Source organism: Luteimonas sp. gir (assembly GCF_037198055.1).
In the GTDB taxonomy this organism is placed as follows: domain Bacteria; phylum Pseudomonadota; class Gammaproteobacteria; order Xanthomonadales; family Xanthomonadaceae; genus Luteimonas; species Luteimonas citri_A.
In genome coordinates this window covers 68,948-85,997 of the sequence record NZ_JBBAXQ010000003.1, presented here as the reverse complement: position 1 = coordinate 85,997, position 17,050 = coordinate 68,948, and the positions used below count along the sequence as shown (strand labels likewise).

13 protein-coding genes are annotated in these 17,050 nt (G+C 68.3%); 7 read left to right on the top strand and 6 right to left on the bottom strand.

Annotated elements, in window-relative coordinates:
- Positions 1–122: 122 nt before the first annotated feature.
- From WAF18_RS06855 to WAF18_RS06830, 6 genes are read left to right on the top strand one after another with little or no spacing between them, the layout of a single operon-like run.
- Positions 123–2,900 (top strand): monovalent cation/H+ antiporter subunit A, encoded by a 2,778-nt coding sequence (locus WAF18_RS06855; protein WP_337244446.1) that lies wholly within the window; start codon positions 123–125, stop codon positions 2,898–2,900.
- Positions 2,900–3,265, top strand: a complete 366-nt coding sequence (locus tag WAF18_RS06850; RefSeq protein WP_183427696.1) for a Na+/H+ antiporter subunit C — start codon at positions 2,900–2,902, stop codon at positions 3,263–3,265. Before WAF18_RS06855 ends, WAF18_RS06850 begins: the two co-directional genes overlap by 1 nt.
- Entirely contained in the window at positions 3,262–4,791 is a 1,530-nt protein-coding gene (locus tag WAF18_RS06845) for a monovalent cation/H+ antiporter subunit D (RefSeq protein WP_337244445.1), read from the top strand. The genes WAF18_RS06850 and WAF18_RS06845 overlap by 4 nt, the downstream gene beginning before the upstream one ends.
- On the top strand, positions 4,788–5,276 hold the full coding sequence (locus tag WAF18_RS06840; protein WP_337244444.1) for a Na+/H+ antiporter subunit E: 489 nt from the start codon (positions 4,788–4,790) through the stop codon (positions 5,274–5,276). Before WAF18_RS06845 ends, WAF18_RS06840 begins: the two co-directional genes overlap by 4 nt.
- On the top strand, positions 5,273–5,557 hold the full coding sequence (locus WAF18_RS06835; protein WP_183427699.1) for a K+/H+ antiporter subunit F: 285 nt from the start codon (positions 5,273–5,275) through the stop codon (positions 5,555–5,557). The genes WAF18_RS06840 and WAF18_RS06835 overlap by 4 nt, the downstream gene beginning before the upstream one ends.
- Positions 5,554–5,931 (top strand): Na+/H+ antiporter subunit G, encoded by a 378-nt coding sequence (locus tag WAF18_RS06830; RefSeq protein ID WP_183427700.1) that lies wholly within the window; start codon positions 5,554–5,556, stop codon positions 5,929–5,931. The genes WAF18_RS06835 and WAF18_RS06830 overlap by 4 nt, the downstream gene beginning before the upstream one ends.
- Positions 5,932–5,969: 38 nt before the next feature.
- Here the strand turns inward: WAF18_RS06830 and WAF18_RS06825 are convergent, their stop codons facing one another.
- The 3 genes from WAF18_RS06825 to hppD form a co-directional block, all read right to left on the bottom strand.
- Positions 5,970–6,632, bottom strand: coding sequence for a lectin (locus WAF18_RS06825; RefSeq protein ID WP_337244443.1), 663 nt, complete (start codon positions 6,630–6,632; stop codon positions 5,970–5,972).
- A gap of 161 nt (positions 6,633–6,793) precedes the next feature.
- Positions 6,794–8,071, bottom strand: a complete 1,278-nt coding sequence (gene hmgA / locus WAF18_RS06820) for a homogentisate 1,2-dioxygenase (RefSeq protein WP_337244576.1) — start codon at positions 8,069–8,071, stop codon at positions 6,794–6,796.
- 206 nt (positions 8,072–8,277) lie between these two features.
- Positions 8,278–9,384: a 4-hydroxyphenylpyruvate dioxygenase gene (gene hppD / locus WAF18_RS06815; protein ID WP_337244442.1), complete on the bottom strand. Its 1,107-nt coding sequence runs from the start codon at positions 9,382–9,384 to the stop codon at positions 8,278–8,280.
- 79 nt (positions 9,385–9,463) lie between these two features.
- Between hppD and WAF18_RS06810 the strand changes: the two genes are divergently transcribed.
- A complete protein-coding gene (locus WAF18_RS06810; RefSeq protein ID WP_337244441.1) occupies positions 9,464–9,946 on the top strand; it encodes a MarR family winged helix-turn-helix transcriptional regulator in 483 nt (160 codons plus the stop codon).
- A 64-nt stretch (positions 9,947–10,010) separates the two neighbouring features.
- Here WAF18_RS06810 and WAF18_RS06805 read toward each other — a convergent pair whose 3' ends face one another.
- From WAF18_RS06805 to WAF18_RS06795, 3 genes are all read right to left on the bottom strand, one after another.
- Positions 10,011–11,534 (bottom strand): oligopeptide:H+ symporter, encoded by a 1,524-nt coding sequence (locus WAF18_RS06805; RefSeq protein ID WP_337244440.1) that lies wholly within the window; start codon positions 11,532–11,534, stop codon positions 10,011–10,013.
- A gap of 136 nt (positions 11,535–11,670) precedes the next feature.
- Complete coding sequence (locus tag WAF18_RS06800; RefSeq protein WP_337244439.1) at positions 11,671–13,251, bottom strand: AbgT family transporter; 1,581 nt, start codon at positions 13,249–13,251, stop codon at positions 11,671–11,673.
- 146 nt (positions 13,252–13,397) lie between these two features.
- Positions 13,398–16,952, bottom strand: coding sequence for a pre-peptidase C-terminal domain-containing protein (locus WAF18_RS06795; protein ID WP_337244438.1), 3,555 nt, complete (start codon positions 16,950–16,952; stop codon positions 13,398–13,400).
- Between the last annotated feature and the right edge of the window lie 98 nt (positions 16,953–17,050).

Here is a 17,050-nt window from a genome sequence, read left to right as displayed (position 1 = left end):
CATGCTGACATCCTCACAGCATAGCCGGCAAAATCCACGAACTGTTCGCGCGCATCGGTTAGACTGCTCGGCCCTTGCGCGCTCCGCCGGCTTTCTGGCCGACCGCCTCCACAAGGAGTCCGATGCTCGAACTGTTGTTGGCCCTGCCCTTCGTGCTGGCGCTCGTCGTCGCCCTCTCGGCGCACGCGTCGCGTCGCACCACCGCCTGGCTCGCCGGCTTCGTGCCGTTGCTGGGACTGGCGGTATTGGCGGCAGTGGCTGGCGACGTGTTCGACGGCACGATCCTGCGCACCGGCTACGAATGGATCCCCGAGGCCGGGCTCGACTTCAGCCTGCGGATGGACGGGCTGGCCTGGACCTTCGCATTGATGGTGCTGGGCATCGGCGGGCTGGTGGTGCTCTACGGCGCCTACTACCTGTCGCCCAAGGACAGCCCACGGCGGTTCTTCACCTACCTGCTGCTGTTCATGGGTGCGATGCTGGGCATGGTCCTGGCCGGCAACCTGCTGCTGCTGGCGGTGTTCTGGGAGCTGACCTCGATCAGCTCGTTCCTGCTCATCGGGTTCTGGTCGCATCGCCAGGACGCCCGCCAGGGCGCGCGCATGGCGCTGACGATCACCGGCCTGGGCGGCCTGGCGCTGCTGGGCGGCGTGCTGCTGATCGGGCGCATCGTCGGCAGCTACGATCTCGATGCGGTGCTCGCGGCTGGTGACACGATCCGCGCCAGCCACCTCTACCCCGCGGCGCTGGCCCTGGTGCTGCTGGGCGTGTTCACCAAGAGCGCGCAGTTCCCGTTCCATTTCTGGCTGCCGCAGGCAATGGCTGCGCCCACACCGGTATCGGCCTATCTGCACTCGGCGACGATGGTCAAGGCGGGCGTGTTCCTGCTCGCGCGGCTGCACCCCGCACTGGCGGGCACTGACCTGTTCTTCTATGTCGTCACCGGCGTCGGCGCGACGACGCTGCTGGTCGGCGCCTGGTTCGCGATCTTCCAGCACGACCTCAAGGGGCTGCTGGCCTACTCGACGATCTCGCACCTGGGCCTGATCACGCTGCTGTTCGGCCTGTCGACCGACATGGCCGTGGTGGCCGGCCTGTTCCACATCCTCAACCACGCCATGTTCAAGGCCTCGCTGTTCATGGCGGCGGGCATCATCGACCACGAGGCCGGGACCCGCGACATGCGCCGGCTCGGCAACCTCCGGCGCCTGATGCCGATGACCAGTGCCCTGGCGATCATCGCCTCGCTGGCGATGGCGGGGATTCCGCTGCTCAACGGCTTTTTGTCCAAGGAAATGTTCTTCGCCGAGGCGCTGGAGATCGGCGGGCACGGCACGATGCGGCTGATCATCAGCGGCGCCGCGCTGCTGGCCGGCGTGTTCGGCATCGCCTACAGCCTGCGCTTCGTGCACGACACGTTCTTCGGCAACGGGCCACGCGCGCTGGATGTGGTACCGCACGAGCCGCCGCGCTGGATGCGCATCCCGGTCGGCGTGCTCGCGGTGCTGTGCGTGGTGGTCGGCATCGTGCCCGCGCTGACGGTGCAGCCGCTGCTGCGCACGATGGTCGCCGGCACGCTCGGCGATGCCGCGCCCACATTCAGTCTTGCGGTCTGGCACGGGGTGAACCTGCCGCTGCTGATGAGCGTGGCCAGCCTGGTGCTGGGCGTGGCGCTGTACTTCGGCCTGCGCCGGCTGCTCGACTTCCATGCGGTGGTGACGCGCTCGATCGGCCGGCACGTGTTCCACGTCAACATCGAACGGCTGTTCTCGCTGGCGCGCGCCTTCACCGCCCGCGTGGCCAATGGCCGCCTGCAGCGCAGCCTGCTAGGCCTGCTGCTGGTCGCGTTGCTGCTCGCCGGCTGGCCGCTGGTCGGCGAGATCGGCGAGATCCTGTCGGCGGCGCCGCGCTCGCAGACCATGCCGGCGATCGGCTGGATCCTGTGGACGCTGCTGGTGGCCGCGTCGATCGGCACGGTGCTGGTGCACGGCAAGCGGCTGACCGCACTGATCGTGATCGGCGGCGTCGGCCTGACCGTGAGCCTGATGTTCGTCTACCTATCGGCGCCGGATCTGGCACTGACCCAGCTGCTGGTGGAGATGGTCACCATCGCGCTGATGATGATGGCGCTCAACTACCTGCCCAAGCAGTCGAAGGTTGCGCGTACGCCGCTGCGCAAGGTCCGCGACGTGGCGATCTCGCTGGTCGCCGGCGGCGGACTGGCGACACTGGCCTACGCGATGATGATGGCGCCGGTGGACACGATCTCCGGCGAACTGCTGGTGCGCTCGCTGCCCGAGGCCTACGGACGCAACGTCGTCAACGTGATCCTGGTCGACTTCCGCGGCTTCGATACCTTTGGCGAGATCACCGTGTTCGGCACCGCCGCGCTGGTCGTGCACGCGTTGCTGCGCTGGGCGCGGCTGCAGCCCGATGAAGTGATGCCCGGTCCGCCGGTGCACCTGCCGATCGCGGCCGACCTGACCCAGTTGCTGTTCCCGCTGGCGCTCACGGTCTCGATCTACCTGTTCCTGCGCGGGCACAACGCGCCCGGCGGCGGTTTCATCGCCGGCCTGGTGTTTGCGGTGCCGGTGCTGGTGAAGTACGTGCTGCAGGGCGCGCGTGCGGTCGAGGCGACCTTCGGCTTCGACTACCTGCGCGGCATCGGCATCGGCCTGCTGCTGGCGGTGATCGGCGGCGTGGGCTCGTGGTGGTTCGGCCTGCCGTTCCTGACCAGCGGCCACATCGATCTGAACCTGCCCGTGGTCGGCCTGCTGCCGCTGGCCAGCGCCCTGGTGTTCGACACCGGCGTCTACGTGGTGGTGTTCGCCGGCACGCTGCTGATGCTCTCGACGATGGGCACGGTCAAGCAACGCCAGTCCAGCGAGGAGACGTCCTGATGGAATTCGCGATCGCCAGCGCCATCGGCGTGCTTGCCGCCTCGGGCGTGTACCTGCTGCTGCGCGCACGCACTTTCGACGTCATCCTCGGGCTGACGTTGCTGTCGTACGCCACCAACCTGCTGATCTTCTCGTCCGGTCGCATCGTGGTCGGCAAGCCGCCGGTGCTCGGCGATGGCCTTCCCGAGACGCTGGCCAGCTACACCGATCCGCTGCCGCAGGCACTGGTGCTGACCGCGATCGTGATCGCCTTCGCGATGACCGCGGTGACCGTGGTCGTGGCGATGCGCGAGCATTCGGATCTGCATACCGACCACGTCGACGGCGAAGAGCCCGACGACGAGCGGCGCGGGGGCGGGCGATGAACCACATCGCGATCGCGCCGATCCTGGTGCCATTGATCACTGGCGCCCTGCTGTTGCTGCTCGAGCGCCGGCATCGCGCCTCGACCCTGCGGCTGTGGGCGTGGCTGGGCATGGCGGTGCTGCTGGCGGTCAGCATCGCGCTGCTGCTGCAGGTCCAGCGCGAGGAGATGCTGGTCTACCTGCTCGGCGACTGGCCTGCCCGGCTGGGCATCGCACTGATGGTCGATCGCCTGTCGGCGATGATGGTGATGACCACCACGCTGCTTGCCATCCCGTGCCTGCTCTACGCCTGCGCCGGCTGGGACAAGCGCGCGCTGCACTTCCATGCCTTGTTCCAGGTCCAGCTCGCGGGCCTCAACGGCTCGTTCCTGACCGGCGATCTGTTCAACCTGTTCGTGTTCTTCGAGGTGATGCTGATCGCCTCCTACGGCCTGCTGCTGAGCGGCGCGCGCGGTGCGCGGATCAAGGCCGGCATGCACTACGTGGTGTTCAACATCGCGGCATCGACGGTGTTCCTGCTCGCGCTCGGCCTGCTCTACGGCTTGCTGGGCACGTTGAACATGGCCGAGCTGGCGGTGCGCGTGGCCCAGGTGCCGCCCGAAACCGCGCCATTGGTGCGCGCCGGCGCCGGCTTGCTGCTGCTGGTGTTCTGCGCCAAAGCCGCGCTGCTGCCGCTGTACCTGTGGCTGCCGGAAGCCTATGCACGGGCACCGGCGGCAGTGGCGGCACTGTTCACCATCATGACCAAGGTCGGCCTGTACGCGATCCTGCGTGTCTTCACCCTGGTGTTCGGCGCCGATGCCGGCCTGCTCGCCGACCTCGCTTGGCCGTGGCTGCTGCCGGCGGGTGCGGCGACGATGGTGCTGGCCGCACTTGGCGTGGTCGGTGCGCCGCGACTGCGCATCGGCGTGGCCTACCTGGTGCTGTTGTCGGCCGGCATGCTGTTCGTCGCATTCGCGCTCGCCAACCGTGGCGCGATCTCCGCCGGCCTGTACTACCTGCCCCACAGCGTGTTCGTGACTGCGGCGCTGTTCCTGCTGGCCGACATCATCCAGCGCCACCGCGGCAGCACCGGCGACTATCTGATGCCGATCGCCTCGATGCCTGGCAAGACCGTGCCGGCGCTGTTGTTTCTGGTCGCGGCGATCTCGGTCACCGGCCTGCCGCCGCTGTCGGGCTTCATCGGCAAGCTGCAACTGCTCAACTCGGTCCCCGAGTCGGTCATCGGCTGGGTCTGGGCCGCGATCCTGGTCAGCAGCCTGATGGCGATCATCGGCCTGTCGCGTAGCGGCACGCGGCTGTTCTGGCGCGTCGATCCGGTCCCCGAGGGCACAGCGCCGATGCCGCTGCGCCGCTCGGAAATCGCTGCGACCATGCTGCTGCTCGGCTACGGTGTGGCGATGACGCTCTTCGCCGGGCCGCTGCTGCGCTACACCGATGCGACGGCTGCGCAATTGCTCGATACCGGCGCGACGGTCGAGCGCGTCGGCGGGACCACACCGTTGATCCGGGAGCCCTCGCGATGAAGCGCCGTCTGCTGCCGTCGATCCCGCAGAGCCTGACGGTCTTTCTCTTCTGGCTGTTGATGGCCGAGGACTTCAGCCCCGCCAACATCGTCATGGCGCTGCTGCTGGCCTGGTTGATGCCGCTGCTGGCCTCGCGGATGGAACGCGAGTTCGCCCAGCTGGGCCGCCTGCGCGGCGTCTGGGCGCTGGGCGCGCGCGTGCTGTGGGACATCGTGGTCGCCAACGTCACCGTCGCCCGTCAGGTCCTCGGCCCCCGCGACAAGCTCAACTCCCAGTTCGTCTGGCTGCCGCTGGACCTGACCAACATCCACGGTATTTCCGCGCTGACCAGCCTGATCACGCTGACGCCCGGAACCGTATCCGCGGAACTGTCGGAAGACCGCCGGTTTCTGTTGATCCACTGCCTGAGCACCGACGATCCCGACGCGCTGGTCGCCGAGATCAAGGACCGCTACGAGGCCCCGCTGCGGGAGATCTTCCCATGAACGGCAATCCCCTGATCGAACTGGCCATCATTGCCGGCATGCACCTGGTCGGCATCGCCATGCTGCTGTCGACGTGGCGGTTGCTGCGCGGGCCCACTGCGCCCGATCGCATCCTCGCCCTCGACACGCTCTACGTCAGTTCGATCGCCCAGCTCATCCTGTTCGGCATGCTGATGGATACCGAAATCTACTTCGAGGCGGCGCTGATCATCGCGATGCTCGGCTTTGTCGGCACCGTGGTGCTCAGCAAGTACGTGATCCGCCGGGACGTCGTCGAATGAACATCGTCCTCGACCTCGTCATCGCGCTGTTGCTGCTGGTGGGGTGCTTCTTCACCCTGCTCGGCGCGATCGCGCTGCTCAAGCTGCGCGACTTCTTCCAGCGCGTCCATGGTCCGGCCAAGGCCAGCACGCTGGGCGTGGGCTGCATCCTGTTTGCCTCGATCCTCTACCACTCGGTCAACGAGAGCGGCGTGCATCCGCGCGAACTGCTGATCACGGTGTTCCTGTTCCTGACCGCGCCGATCAGCGCGCACCTGATGTCGCGCGCCGCGTTGTCGTTGATGGACGACCGACCGCCGCATCCCGGGCGCACGCCCGATGCGAGCCAGCGCGTCGTCGACGACGAGGATCCGGCACCGCCCGAGCGCGACTGAGCTTCCTTCAGCCGCGCGTTCGGGCGATACCCGCGCCTTCAGCCGCAGCCTTCGACGTAGTCGATCTGCGGCGGCACGCCGATGCGCCACTCGGTGACCTTGCCGGCTGCATCGGTCTCGAACACCAGGGCCTTGTCGCCCTCTGCGACACGCAGCGTCTGCGCGCCTTCCACGTACTTGTGCGGCGAGGCTTCGACGCGCCCGCCGTAGAGGCGCTCGATCTCGGCCCGATCCATGCCGACCTTGCCGCCGCCCGGGGCGGTGTAGCCCTCGTTGCGGACATCGATCCGGACGAAGCGATCGCCTTCGATCATGAAGCCGAGCCGGTAGTCGGTCGTGCCGATCGGCTGCGGCTTGAGGATGTAGCAGCCGCCCGGCTCCGAGGGCGCCGCATCGCCGAGGTCGTTGCCCCAGGACATGCGCACGTCTTCTGCGGTACCGCCGAAGGCGGCCGGTCCGAAGCCGTCGAACGTGATCACACCATCGACCACCTGCGGAATGTTGGTGCCCGGCGCGTGCGCGGAAGCGGGCGCCGCGTCGGTGCCTGCGGCCTGCACCGGCGGCGAGCCTGCGGGCGCGGGGTCGGCGGCCTGTGGCGTGCGGGCATCGGTCTCGGGGCCGGCAGCCGGCGCGGGCGAGCGGTCACCGCAGGCCGATAGCGCGAGCGCAAGCAGGGCGACGGCAGGCAGGGTCTGCTTCATGGGCAACTCCACGAGAAAAAGACCGCGCCAGCGTCCGCGAGCCCGTGTGAATGGGCTGCGAACTGCGCGCCGACAGCAGCCGATACGCAATCGGCACGGCCAGGCGCTACCGCCGCACTTGCCGTCCTGCATCGACCGCCGTTGCAGGCGGGTGCCCTGCGCTAACGCGGCGGCACGAACCGGCGCTCCAGGCCCGCCCAGACGGTCTGGTAGTCCGCTTGCCGATGCGCGGCTTCGAGCGCCTGCATCGTCGGTCGCAGCACCCCGCGGGTCTCGAACATGAAGGCCATCGTGTCGGCGATCACGTCGGGCTTGGAGAGGTCGGCGGCGCTGGCCTTGTCGAACGTGGCCGCATCCGGCCCGTGACCGCTCATACAGTTGTGCAGCGAACACGCGCCGGGCGAGAAGCCGTCGGCCTTGGCGTCGTACTGGCCGTGCACCAGGCCCATGAACTCGCTGGCGACGTTGCGATGGAACCACGGCGGCCGGAATGTGTGCTGCGCCACCAGCCAGCGCGGCGGGAAGATCGCGAAATCGAGATTGGCGGTGCCGGGGGTGTCACTGGGCGAAGTGAGCACGGTGAAGATGCTCGGGTCCGGGTGGTCGAAGCTGATCGAGCCGATCGTGTTGAACCGGCGCAGGTCGTACTTGTACGGCGCGTAGTTGCCATGCCAGCCGACGACGTCGAGTGGCGAGTGCCCGATCGACGCCTGCCACAGATGCCCCTGGAACTTGGCGATCAGCGAGAAGTCGCCTTCGATGTCCTCGTAGCGCGCCACCGGAGTCAGGAAGTCGCGCGGATTGGCCAAGCCGTTGGCGCCGATCGGCCCGAGGTCAGGCAGGCGCAGCGCGCGCCCCTGGTTCTCGCACACGTAGCCGCGGCTCGCCCCGTCGGGCAACTCGACGCGGAAGCGGATGCCGCGCGGAATCACCGCGATCTCCTGCGGTTCGACCTCGAGTGTGCCGAGCTCGGTCGCCACCACCAGGCGGCCCAGCTGCGGCACCAGCAACAACTCGCCATCGGCGCTGTAGAAGAAGCGGTCGGTCATCGAGGTGTTGGCGGCGTAGACGTGGATGCCGACACCGTCGTAAGCGCCAGCGCCGCCGCTGCCACCCATCGAGAACAGGCCATCGACGAAATCGACCGGGGTCTCGGGCAACGGGATCGGGCTCCAGCGCAATTGCTCGGGCGTCACCGGTCCGCGATCGAAGCCGTCGTGAAAGCGCGGCTGCACGAACGGCGCGAAGCGCCCGTGCAGCACCGCCGGGCGGATGCGGTACAGCCAGCTGCGTCGATTCTCGCAGCGCGGCGCGGTGAACGCGGTGCCCGACAGCTGTTCGGCGTAGAGCCCGTGCGCGACGCGCTGCGGCGAGTTCTGGCCGACCGGCAGCGTGTCCGGCTCGGCCTGGGTCGCGAACTCGTTGCCGAATCCGGACATGTAGTCGAGCACCGGGCGCGGCTGCACCGCGGTTTGCGGCATCGGGATGATCGTGTCGTCGATCGTTGCGTTCATCGCTTCACCTGGAGGATCGTTGCCATCGCCGCGCGGCGCGGGCGCGGCGTCAAGCCGCACGCACCCCTCGCCGCCGATCGGTCGTCACGCGGTGCCGCGCCCCGGCGCCCGCTGGGCGCCAGCGCGCGGCGTCACAGCACGCCGCGCTTCATCTGGTCGCGTTCGATGCTCTCGAACAGCGCCTGGAAATTGCCCTCGCCGAAGCCCTCGTTGCCCTTGCGCTGGATGATCTCGAAGAAGATCGGACCGAACGCGTTCTCGGTGAAGATCTGCAGCAGCTTGCGCTGCTTGGTCTCGGGATCGGCATCGATCAGGATCTTGTTCCGGCGCAGTCGCGGCACATCCTCGCCATGATTGGGAATGCGCTGGTCGATCACGTCGAAGTAGGTGTCGGGCGTGTCGAGGAAGGTGATGCCGTGCTCGCGCATCTTCTCGATCGAGCTGTAGATGTCGTCGGTGAAGCAGGCGATGTGCTGGATGCCCTCGCCCTTGTAGGCGTCCAGGTACTCGTTGATCTGCGACTTGGGATCGCTGGACTCGTTGAGCGGGATGCGCACGATGCCGTCGGGCGCGGTCATCGCCTTGGACACCAGGCCGGTCTTGCTGCCCTTGATGTCGAAGTAGCGGATCTCGCGGAAGTTGAACAGCTTCTCGTAGTAATCCGACCACTTCTGCATGTTGCCGAAGTAGAGGTTGTGCGTGAGATGGTCGATGAAGGTCAGGCCGAACCCGACCGGGTTCTGGTCGGCGCCCTCGACCGGCACGTAGTCGTCGCCGTAGATCGACCCCGCATCGCCATAGCGATCGACCAGATAGAGCATGCAGTCGCCGATGCCCTTGACCACCGGCGCATCGACCGCCTTGGTGGATTCGCGCGCGCCGATCGCCTCGCCGCCGTTCTCCAGCACGCGTCCGTAGACCTCGTCGGCCGGCCGCTTGAACCGGATCGCGAAGCCGCAGGCCGAGGGGCCGTGGGCCTTGGCGAAGTCGGCCGCAAACGAATCGGGGTCGGCGTTGAGCAGGAAGTTCACCCCGCCCTGGCGGTACACGGTGATCGGACGCGACTTGTGCTGGAGCACCGCGGTAAAGCCCATGTTGCGGAAGTACGCGTGCATGGCATCGGCCTGGCCTGCCGGCGCGGCGAACTCGACGAATTCGAAGCCGTCGATGCCCATCGGGTTCTCGAACGTGGTGACGTTCATGCCCAGATTGGGGCCGGTGTGTGCGGGGGCGCTCATGGGATACTCCGTGGCGTGACGATGGCTTGGATGCCCGTTTATAGTTTCAGCTGCAACCACTTGCAAGGCGCACCGCACCATGACGCAGCCGGTATCCCCTGTCGCTGGAGACGGGCAGGCCCCTGAACACGCCACGCTCGACCTGGAAACGTTCCTGCCCTACCGGCTCAGCGTGCTGACCAACCACATCAGCCGCGGGCTGGCGGACATCTATTCCGAGCGGTTCGGCATCAGTGTCACCGAGTGGCGGGTCATCGCGGTGCTCGGCCGCGACCGCGGGCTGTCGGCGAACGAGGTGGCCGAACGCACCGCGATGGACAAGGTCGCCGTCAGCCGCGCGGTCGCCCGGTTGCTCGAGCGCGAATTGCTGTTGCGCGGCATGCACGACAGCGACCGCCGACGCTCGGTGCTCGCGCTCAGCCCCGCCGGCGAAGCGGTCTACGACGTCGTGGCCCCGCTCGCGCTGGAGTACCAGCAGCGGGTGATGGCGCCACTCGATGCCGACGAGCGCGCGACCCTGCTCCGACTCATGGACAAGCTCGAGGCGTCGCTGGCCGGCTGATCGTCGGCGATAGGAACGAAAACGGCGGCCCGAAGGCCGCCGTTTTGCTGTCCGGCCCGGCCGGTTACTTCACGCCGTGCATCAACCGGTTGACCAGCGGGGCGATCACGAACAGCAGCACGCCGGCACCGGCCAGCGCCCAGAAGCCGAACGTATAGCCGGCCTGCGCCGAGGCGGCGGTCATGCCGCTTTCGCCGCTGACCTGACCGGCGAAGATGCCCGCCAGGTTGTTGCCGATCGCGATCGACAGGAACCAGCAGCCCATCGCCATGCCGGCCACGCGCGTGGGCGCGAGCTTGGTCGTCATCGACAGACCGATCGGCGACAGGCACAGCTCGCCGATCGACTGGATCACATACACCGCGAACAGCGTCCAGAACGGAATCTTGCCGTTGCCGTCGACCATGCTGTTGAGCGCGATCATCAGCAGCAGGAATGCCAGGCCGTTGAAGATCAGGCCCAGTCCGAACTTGCGCGGGATCGACGGATTGGCCCGGCCCATCTTGACCCACATCCAGGCCATGATCGGCGCGAAGGTGATGATGGCGATCGAGTTGACCGACTGGAACCACTCCAGCGGGAAGGTCCAGCTGCCGAACTCGCGATTGACGATGCGGTCGGCGAGGAAGGTGAACGAGCTGCCGGCCTGCTCGAAGAACATCCAGAACAGCACGTTGAACACGAAGATGATCAGCATCGCGATCACCTTGTCGCGCGCCATCTTGCCCTCGCGGATGCCCTCGACCAGCAGCATCACCGCCGGTACCACGAACAGCGCCATCAGGATCGCCTGCAGCGCGCTCGCGTCGATGGTGAGCAGGAAGTAGAACAGCGGGATGCCGATCGCGGCGCCGAGTACGGCCACCAGGCCCACGCGTGCGAGACCTTCCTGGCCCGGATCCGGCAGGCCGATGCCCTTGAGCTGGCTGCGGCCGGCCCAGAACCACACCAGGCTGATCACCATGCCGATGCCGGCGGCGATGAACACCCACTGGTAGTGCGGGTCGGTGTCGGTGCCGAACACCTTGCGGGCCAGCCAGCCAGTGACCACCGGGGCGATCATCGCGCCGATGTTGATGCCCATGTAGAAGATCGTGAAACCGGCATCGCGGCGTGCATCGCCCTGCATGTACAGCTTACCGACCATGGTCGAGATGATCGGCTTGAACAGGCCGTTGCCGACGATGATCGTCGCCAGACCCAGCTTGAACAGCGGTTCGCTTGGCGAGGCCAGCATGAACAGGCCCAGCGCCATGAACATCGCACCGAGCAGGATCGAACGCTGGAAGCCGATCAGCTTGTCGGCGACGTAGCCACCGAAGATCGCGCCCGCATAGACCAGCGCGAGGTAGGCGCCGTACATCTCGCTCGCCGGTCGCTCGCCGGCGGCATCGCCGCCGTGGAACTGCGCGACGATGTACAGCACCATCGCCCAACGGATGCCGTAGAACGCGAAGCGTTCCCAGAATTCCGACATGAAAAGCATCCACAGCGGGCGTGGATGGCCGAGCACCTGGGGGAACTCGGGCGGATTGACGGGCGGCGGCGGTACGGCCGCGACTTTGGGCTCGACGACGTCGGCGCTCATGAAGATCCTTGCATAGGGAAGCTGGGACGACCCGGTCGGACGGGCCGCCGGGGAGCGGCGAGAATCCCAGCCCGGAGCCCGGGCGTCAACGTGGCGTCAACGCCCGACCGGGAGGACTTTTGCACCGCGCCCCTGTTCAGCCAGCGGGGTAGTCGTAGCTCGCGCCCAGCCCCAGCGGGATGCCCAGCGCCCAGAACGCCAGCAGGAACGCGGTCCACAGCACCGACAGGGCGATCGAGTACGGAATCATGATCGACACCAGCGTGCCGATGCCGGCCGCGGTCACGTAGCGCTGGCAGAACACCACGATCAGCGGGAAGTACGGCATCAGCGGGGTCAGGATCGTCGTCATCGAGTCGCCGACCCGGTACGCCGCCTGGGTCAGGTCCGGCGACACGCCCAGCTGCATCATCAACGGCACCATGATCGGTGCCAGCAGCGCCCACTTGGCCGAAGCCGAGCCGATGAACAGGTTGACCACGCCGGTCATCAGGATCAGGCCGATGATCGTCAGCCACATCGGCAGCCCCAGCGCCTTGAGGAAGTCCGCGCCCTCCACCGCCATCAGCGTGCCCAGGCCCGAGCCGTTGAACGCGGCCAGGAACTGCGCGATGAAGAACGCGATGACGATGTAGTAACCCATGCCGCTCATTGACTTGGTCATCGCCGCGATGACATCGCGATGCGAGCGGACCGTGCCGGCGACGGCGCCGTAGACCACGCCCGGCAGCAGGAACAGCACGAAGATCAGCGCGACGATCGACTGCATCACCGGCGCGGCCGCGACCAGCAGCGGATGACTGCCCTCGGGCACCGCGTCTGCCGGCGCGCGCCACGGCGAGGTCTCGGGCATCAGCGTCAGCGCGAACAGCAGGGACGCGACGAGCATCGCGACCACAGCCCAGGTCAGGCCACGCTTCTCAGCCGCGCTCAGCGGGTCCATCTTCGGCAGATTGGCCGGGTCGCCGTCGACGACCGTGCGCGCCAGCCGCGGCTCGACGATGCGGTCGGTGACGAACCAGCCGATCGCGATGATCAGCAGGCTCGACGCGGTGGTGAAGATCCAGTTGTTGAGCGGGTTGATCGTCAGCGCCGGGTCGAGGATGCGTCCGGCTTCCTGGGTGAAACCGGCCAGCAGCGGATCCAGCGACGAGGGCACCAGCAGCGTGGCCGAAAATCCCCCCGACACGCCGCAGAAGGCGGCGGCGATTCCGGCCAGCGGATGACGCCCGGCGGCATAGAAGATCACCCCGCCCAGCGGAATCACCAGCACGTAGCCGGCATCGACCGCGACGTGGCTGAGCACCGCGACCGCGACCAGCGCCGGCGTCAGCAGCATCTTCGGTGTCACCGACAGCACGCTGCGCAAAGCCGCGTTGATGAAGCCGGTATGTTCGGCCACGCCCAGCCCCAGCATCGCGACCAGCACCACGCCCAGCGGCGCGAAGCCCAGGAATACGCGCACCATGTTGGCCATGAACGCGGTCAGCGACTCGCCCGAGAGCTGGTTGACGATCTGGATCGGCGTGCCGCTGCGGGGATCGATCGCAGCGAAGTCCACCCCCGACAGTGCCCACGACAGCGCCCACACCGCGAGCATCAACAGCAGGAACAGCATCGCCGGATCCGGCAGCCGGTTGCCGGTGCGTTCGATCGTGTCGAGAAGACGGGCGACGATGCCGCGCGGTGCGCCGGTGTCGGACGAAGGCTGGCTCATGCGATGGAGTCCCCTGCAAAGCGTGCGATCGCGCATCCTAGCAGCACGTCACAGCCCCACGTCGGCAGGCGGCCTGCGTCCGCAGGCGCCCATTTCCCCGGCGCCCGGCCGTCGCAGCGGCCGGACGCCCGCATGATGTGGCGGGGTCAGCGCACGATGCTGGCGCGCACGCTGACCCGTTCGAACGCGCGTTCGCCGACCACGCGCAGGTACCAGCGCCCCGCGGCAGGCGCGGCCACCTGGACCAGTTCGTTGTTGCCCGGACGACGCGAGCGCAGGTCGAAGTCGTCCGGCGTCGGCATCGCGGCATGCGACGCATAAAGCGACACGTCGCCGCTGCCACCCGAGGTCAGCACCCGCAGCGTGCGTGCGCCTTCGGGCACATCGATGCGGAAGAGCTGCGACGTCCCCGCCGCGCCCGATACGCCCTGGACCGGCACGCCATCAGTCAACGGCAGCGCCGGGTCGGCGACCACCGCGGTCGCTGCCGTGGCGCTGTTGTCGCCCTGGTCCGGATCGTGGGTCTGCGAGGTCGCAGCGACCGTCAGCACCAGCGTCCGGCCGACCGCCGAAGCTGGCGCGGTCGCCGACAGCGCGAACGCCGCCTCGCCGGCCGCCGCGAGCGCCTCGTGGTTGCACGACAACGTCGTCGTGCCGTCGCCGACGACCGGCGCCTCGCAGTCCCAGCCCGCCGGGGCCGTCACGGCAAGGTCCGCGAGTTCGGCGTCGAAGACCGCACCGACACCGGGAAACTGCGCGGCATCGGGCCCGGCGTTGCGCAGCACGGCCGAGAACGCCAATGGCGCGCCCTCGACGGCCTCGGCATTCGCCGCCTCGGCCTCGATGCCCAGGTCGGCCACCGTCGCCGGCTGCAGCCGGAGCAGCAGCACCGTGGGATCGTGATCGGACAGCCGGGTCGGCGTGGTCGCATCGTTGCGCGCGGTCTCGGGGAAGTCGGCATTGATGCGCGCATGGCTGACGTCGAGCCCGACGACCATCGGCGAATCGATGACCGCCTGATTCAGCAGCACGTGGTCGAGCGACTGCGCCTGGTAGTCGAAGACGAAGGAGTAACGCTCGTCCTCTGCCGCCTCCAGCGTCATGTTCAACAGCGACGGCGCCACCAGCACCGCGCCGTCGCCGTCGACCGCGGTCTGCGCATCCGGCGACGGCAGACCGGTCGTCGTGCCCATCGCGTCGACGTAGCCATCGTTGAACTCGAAGGCGTTGAAGTCGCCGAGCACCACGATGTGCCGGCCGGCATTGGCCCGCTGCATGTCGTCGATCAGCGAGGCCAGGAACTCGGCCTGCCGCTGGCGCTTGGCGCGCACGCGCGCACCGCCGCTGATCCAACCGTTGCTACCGCCGTCGTCAGCCTCGATGCCGCTGAGCGAGCGCTGGTGGACGACGATCGCGGTGAACGGGAACCGGCGGCCGTCGGCGAAATGCGCGACCGCATCGAGCACCAGCGGCGGCCGGTCGTTGAGCACGCTGGTCGAGCCGTTCGGGTTGACCAGCACCGCGTCCGCGCCTTGCTGCACGACCGAATGCACCTCGATCCTTGCGATGCCCGGTGCGACCGCGCCGGTCCGCACCAGGAAGCCGACATCGATGCCGCCGACGTCGAAGCCCTCCTGCAGGTAGGCGACGTAGCCTGGGTCAGGCTGGCCCGCGGCCACCGCATCGGCATTGATCCGCGCGGCCAGCTGCTGCAGCACGCCGAGATTCTCGACCTCGGTCACGCCGACGACATCGGGCATGTGCAGGAAGGCGCGGATGCCGATCGACGCTTTGACCAGCCGTCGCTCCAGCGCCGCGGCGGTCAGCGTCGGGCCGCTGTTGCCGTCGTTGACGGTGTCGAAGAAGCGCTGCAGGTTGTAGGTCGCCAGACTCACGTGGTCGGGACCCGGCAGCGCCGCCGGACGCACCTCGCCGGCACCGCTGCAGTCGGTGTCGAGCGCACTCTCTGGGTAGATCGTGTAGCGGCGGAAGGTGTAGTCGAGCGGCCCGGTCAGCGAGCCGCCGACGATGCGGCAGCCCGCTGCGAGATCGGCTGTCGGCGCACCGATCGTGGTGCTGTTGACCACGATCGTCTCGGGATTGAAATCCCAGCGCGGGATCGCCGGCGCACTGCTGCCCAAGGGATCGGGATCAGGTACCTGGATGCCCGGCTCGCGGAACGGGCGCGGGGTGCCGGTCACCACGACCGCGAACCGGCCGTTGCCGGTCGCAGTCGCGGCGCGCTCGTCGACGTTGCCGCCGGTCGGCGCCACGACGGTGAAGCTCGGCGCGGTCACGCGCATCCCCTCCAGCGGCTCGAGCTGGTCGAGACCGCCGTCGGCGCGCGGCAGGTCGACGGTCAGCACGACCGGCGTCGGCAGCGCGTGGCCGCTGGACAACGCGACGACCGAGGCGTCAGTGATCTCGGTCAACGGCAGCTGGTGCGGGTCGGCGGCCGGCACGTACTCGATGACCGTGCCCTGCACCAGCACTTTGTTGCCGACGGCGGCATCGGCGGGCGGCACGCTGCCGGTGAACACGAACACGCCTTCGGAGGTCATCGGATCGCCATCGTCCTCGCCATCGGGCGTCTGGATGAAGAAGCCGTTGTTCTTGCGGCCGGTCACGATCCCGGTGGTGGCAACCGGCTGGTTCTCGACCGGCGAGCGGGCGCCCGGCCCTTGGATCTGGTGGATCGGCAGCGTCAGCACGTCGTCGTTGACGATCAGCCCGGTGCCGCGCGCCTTGGCGACGAGCGCACCCTCGACGTCGGCCAGGTCCACGTGGAAATCCTCATCGGGCTCGACGGCCTGATCGCCGACCACGTCGACGTGGATCGTCAGCTCGCGCTGGCCCGGCGCGAAACGGCCGGTCCCGGACTTGGCGATGTAATCCTGGTCGGCCACCGTCGCACTGCCATCGGCGGTCGCGTACGCGAAGTCCACCCCGTCCGGTCCCGCCGGCTGGTTGAGGCTGACGGTGAAGAAGAACGGCGTCGTGCCGCTGTCGCCCTCGGCGCCGCGGGTGTCGCCGATGCTCATGTACAGCGCACCGCCCCCGCCGCAGACGTTGGGCACCGAGGCCGCGTTGCGCGGCGCCGGCGCGGCGGCCGAGAAGTCGGCGGCGTTGTCGTCGCTGTCGGTGCAGCCACCGCCGGCACGCACGGCGGCCAGCGCATTGCCCAGCGCCGGTGCGGGCCCCGAGCCTTCGAAGAAGTTCGCGCCGCCAAAACCCACGAGGTCGAGGATCAGCGCCTGCTGCGCCGGGGTGCAAGGCGTGCTGCCGCCGTTGCAGCCCAGCCCGGTCACGGTGTCGGCCAGCACCACCTTGCCCGCGCTGCCTGACATGTTGATCGTGCCGCTCGCATCGGGCGCCGGCAGCGGGTCGCCGTTCGCGCCGCCGGCCAGTGCGACCAGGAAGTAGCCGCCGGCAGGCATGTCGACGCTTGGCAGCACCACGATCTGGTTGGCACCGGCGCCGAAGTGGCCGTTGCCGGTCGCGCTCGCGTACTGCACCGACTTGCCGGCGAGCGAGGCGGGCTGGGCGCCGGCGTTGAACAGCTCGACGTAGTCGGCCTGGTAGGGGGCGCCGGCGTTGCCGCCTCCGCCATAGACCTGACTGACCACGACCTGGGCCTGCGCGCCGGTGGCGGCGCAGGCCAGCAACAGCGCCGGCAACAGCCGGCGGACGGTCTCGTTCATGCGTCGGTTCCCTGACATCCCCGGGCGAAGGCGCCCCACCCCGATGGTGAACCGCCCGAGTGTCGGTTGCATGACGCTCTGCGGCATGGCCACCCTCG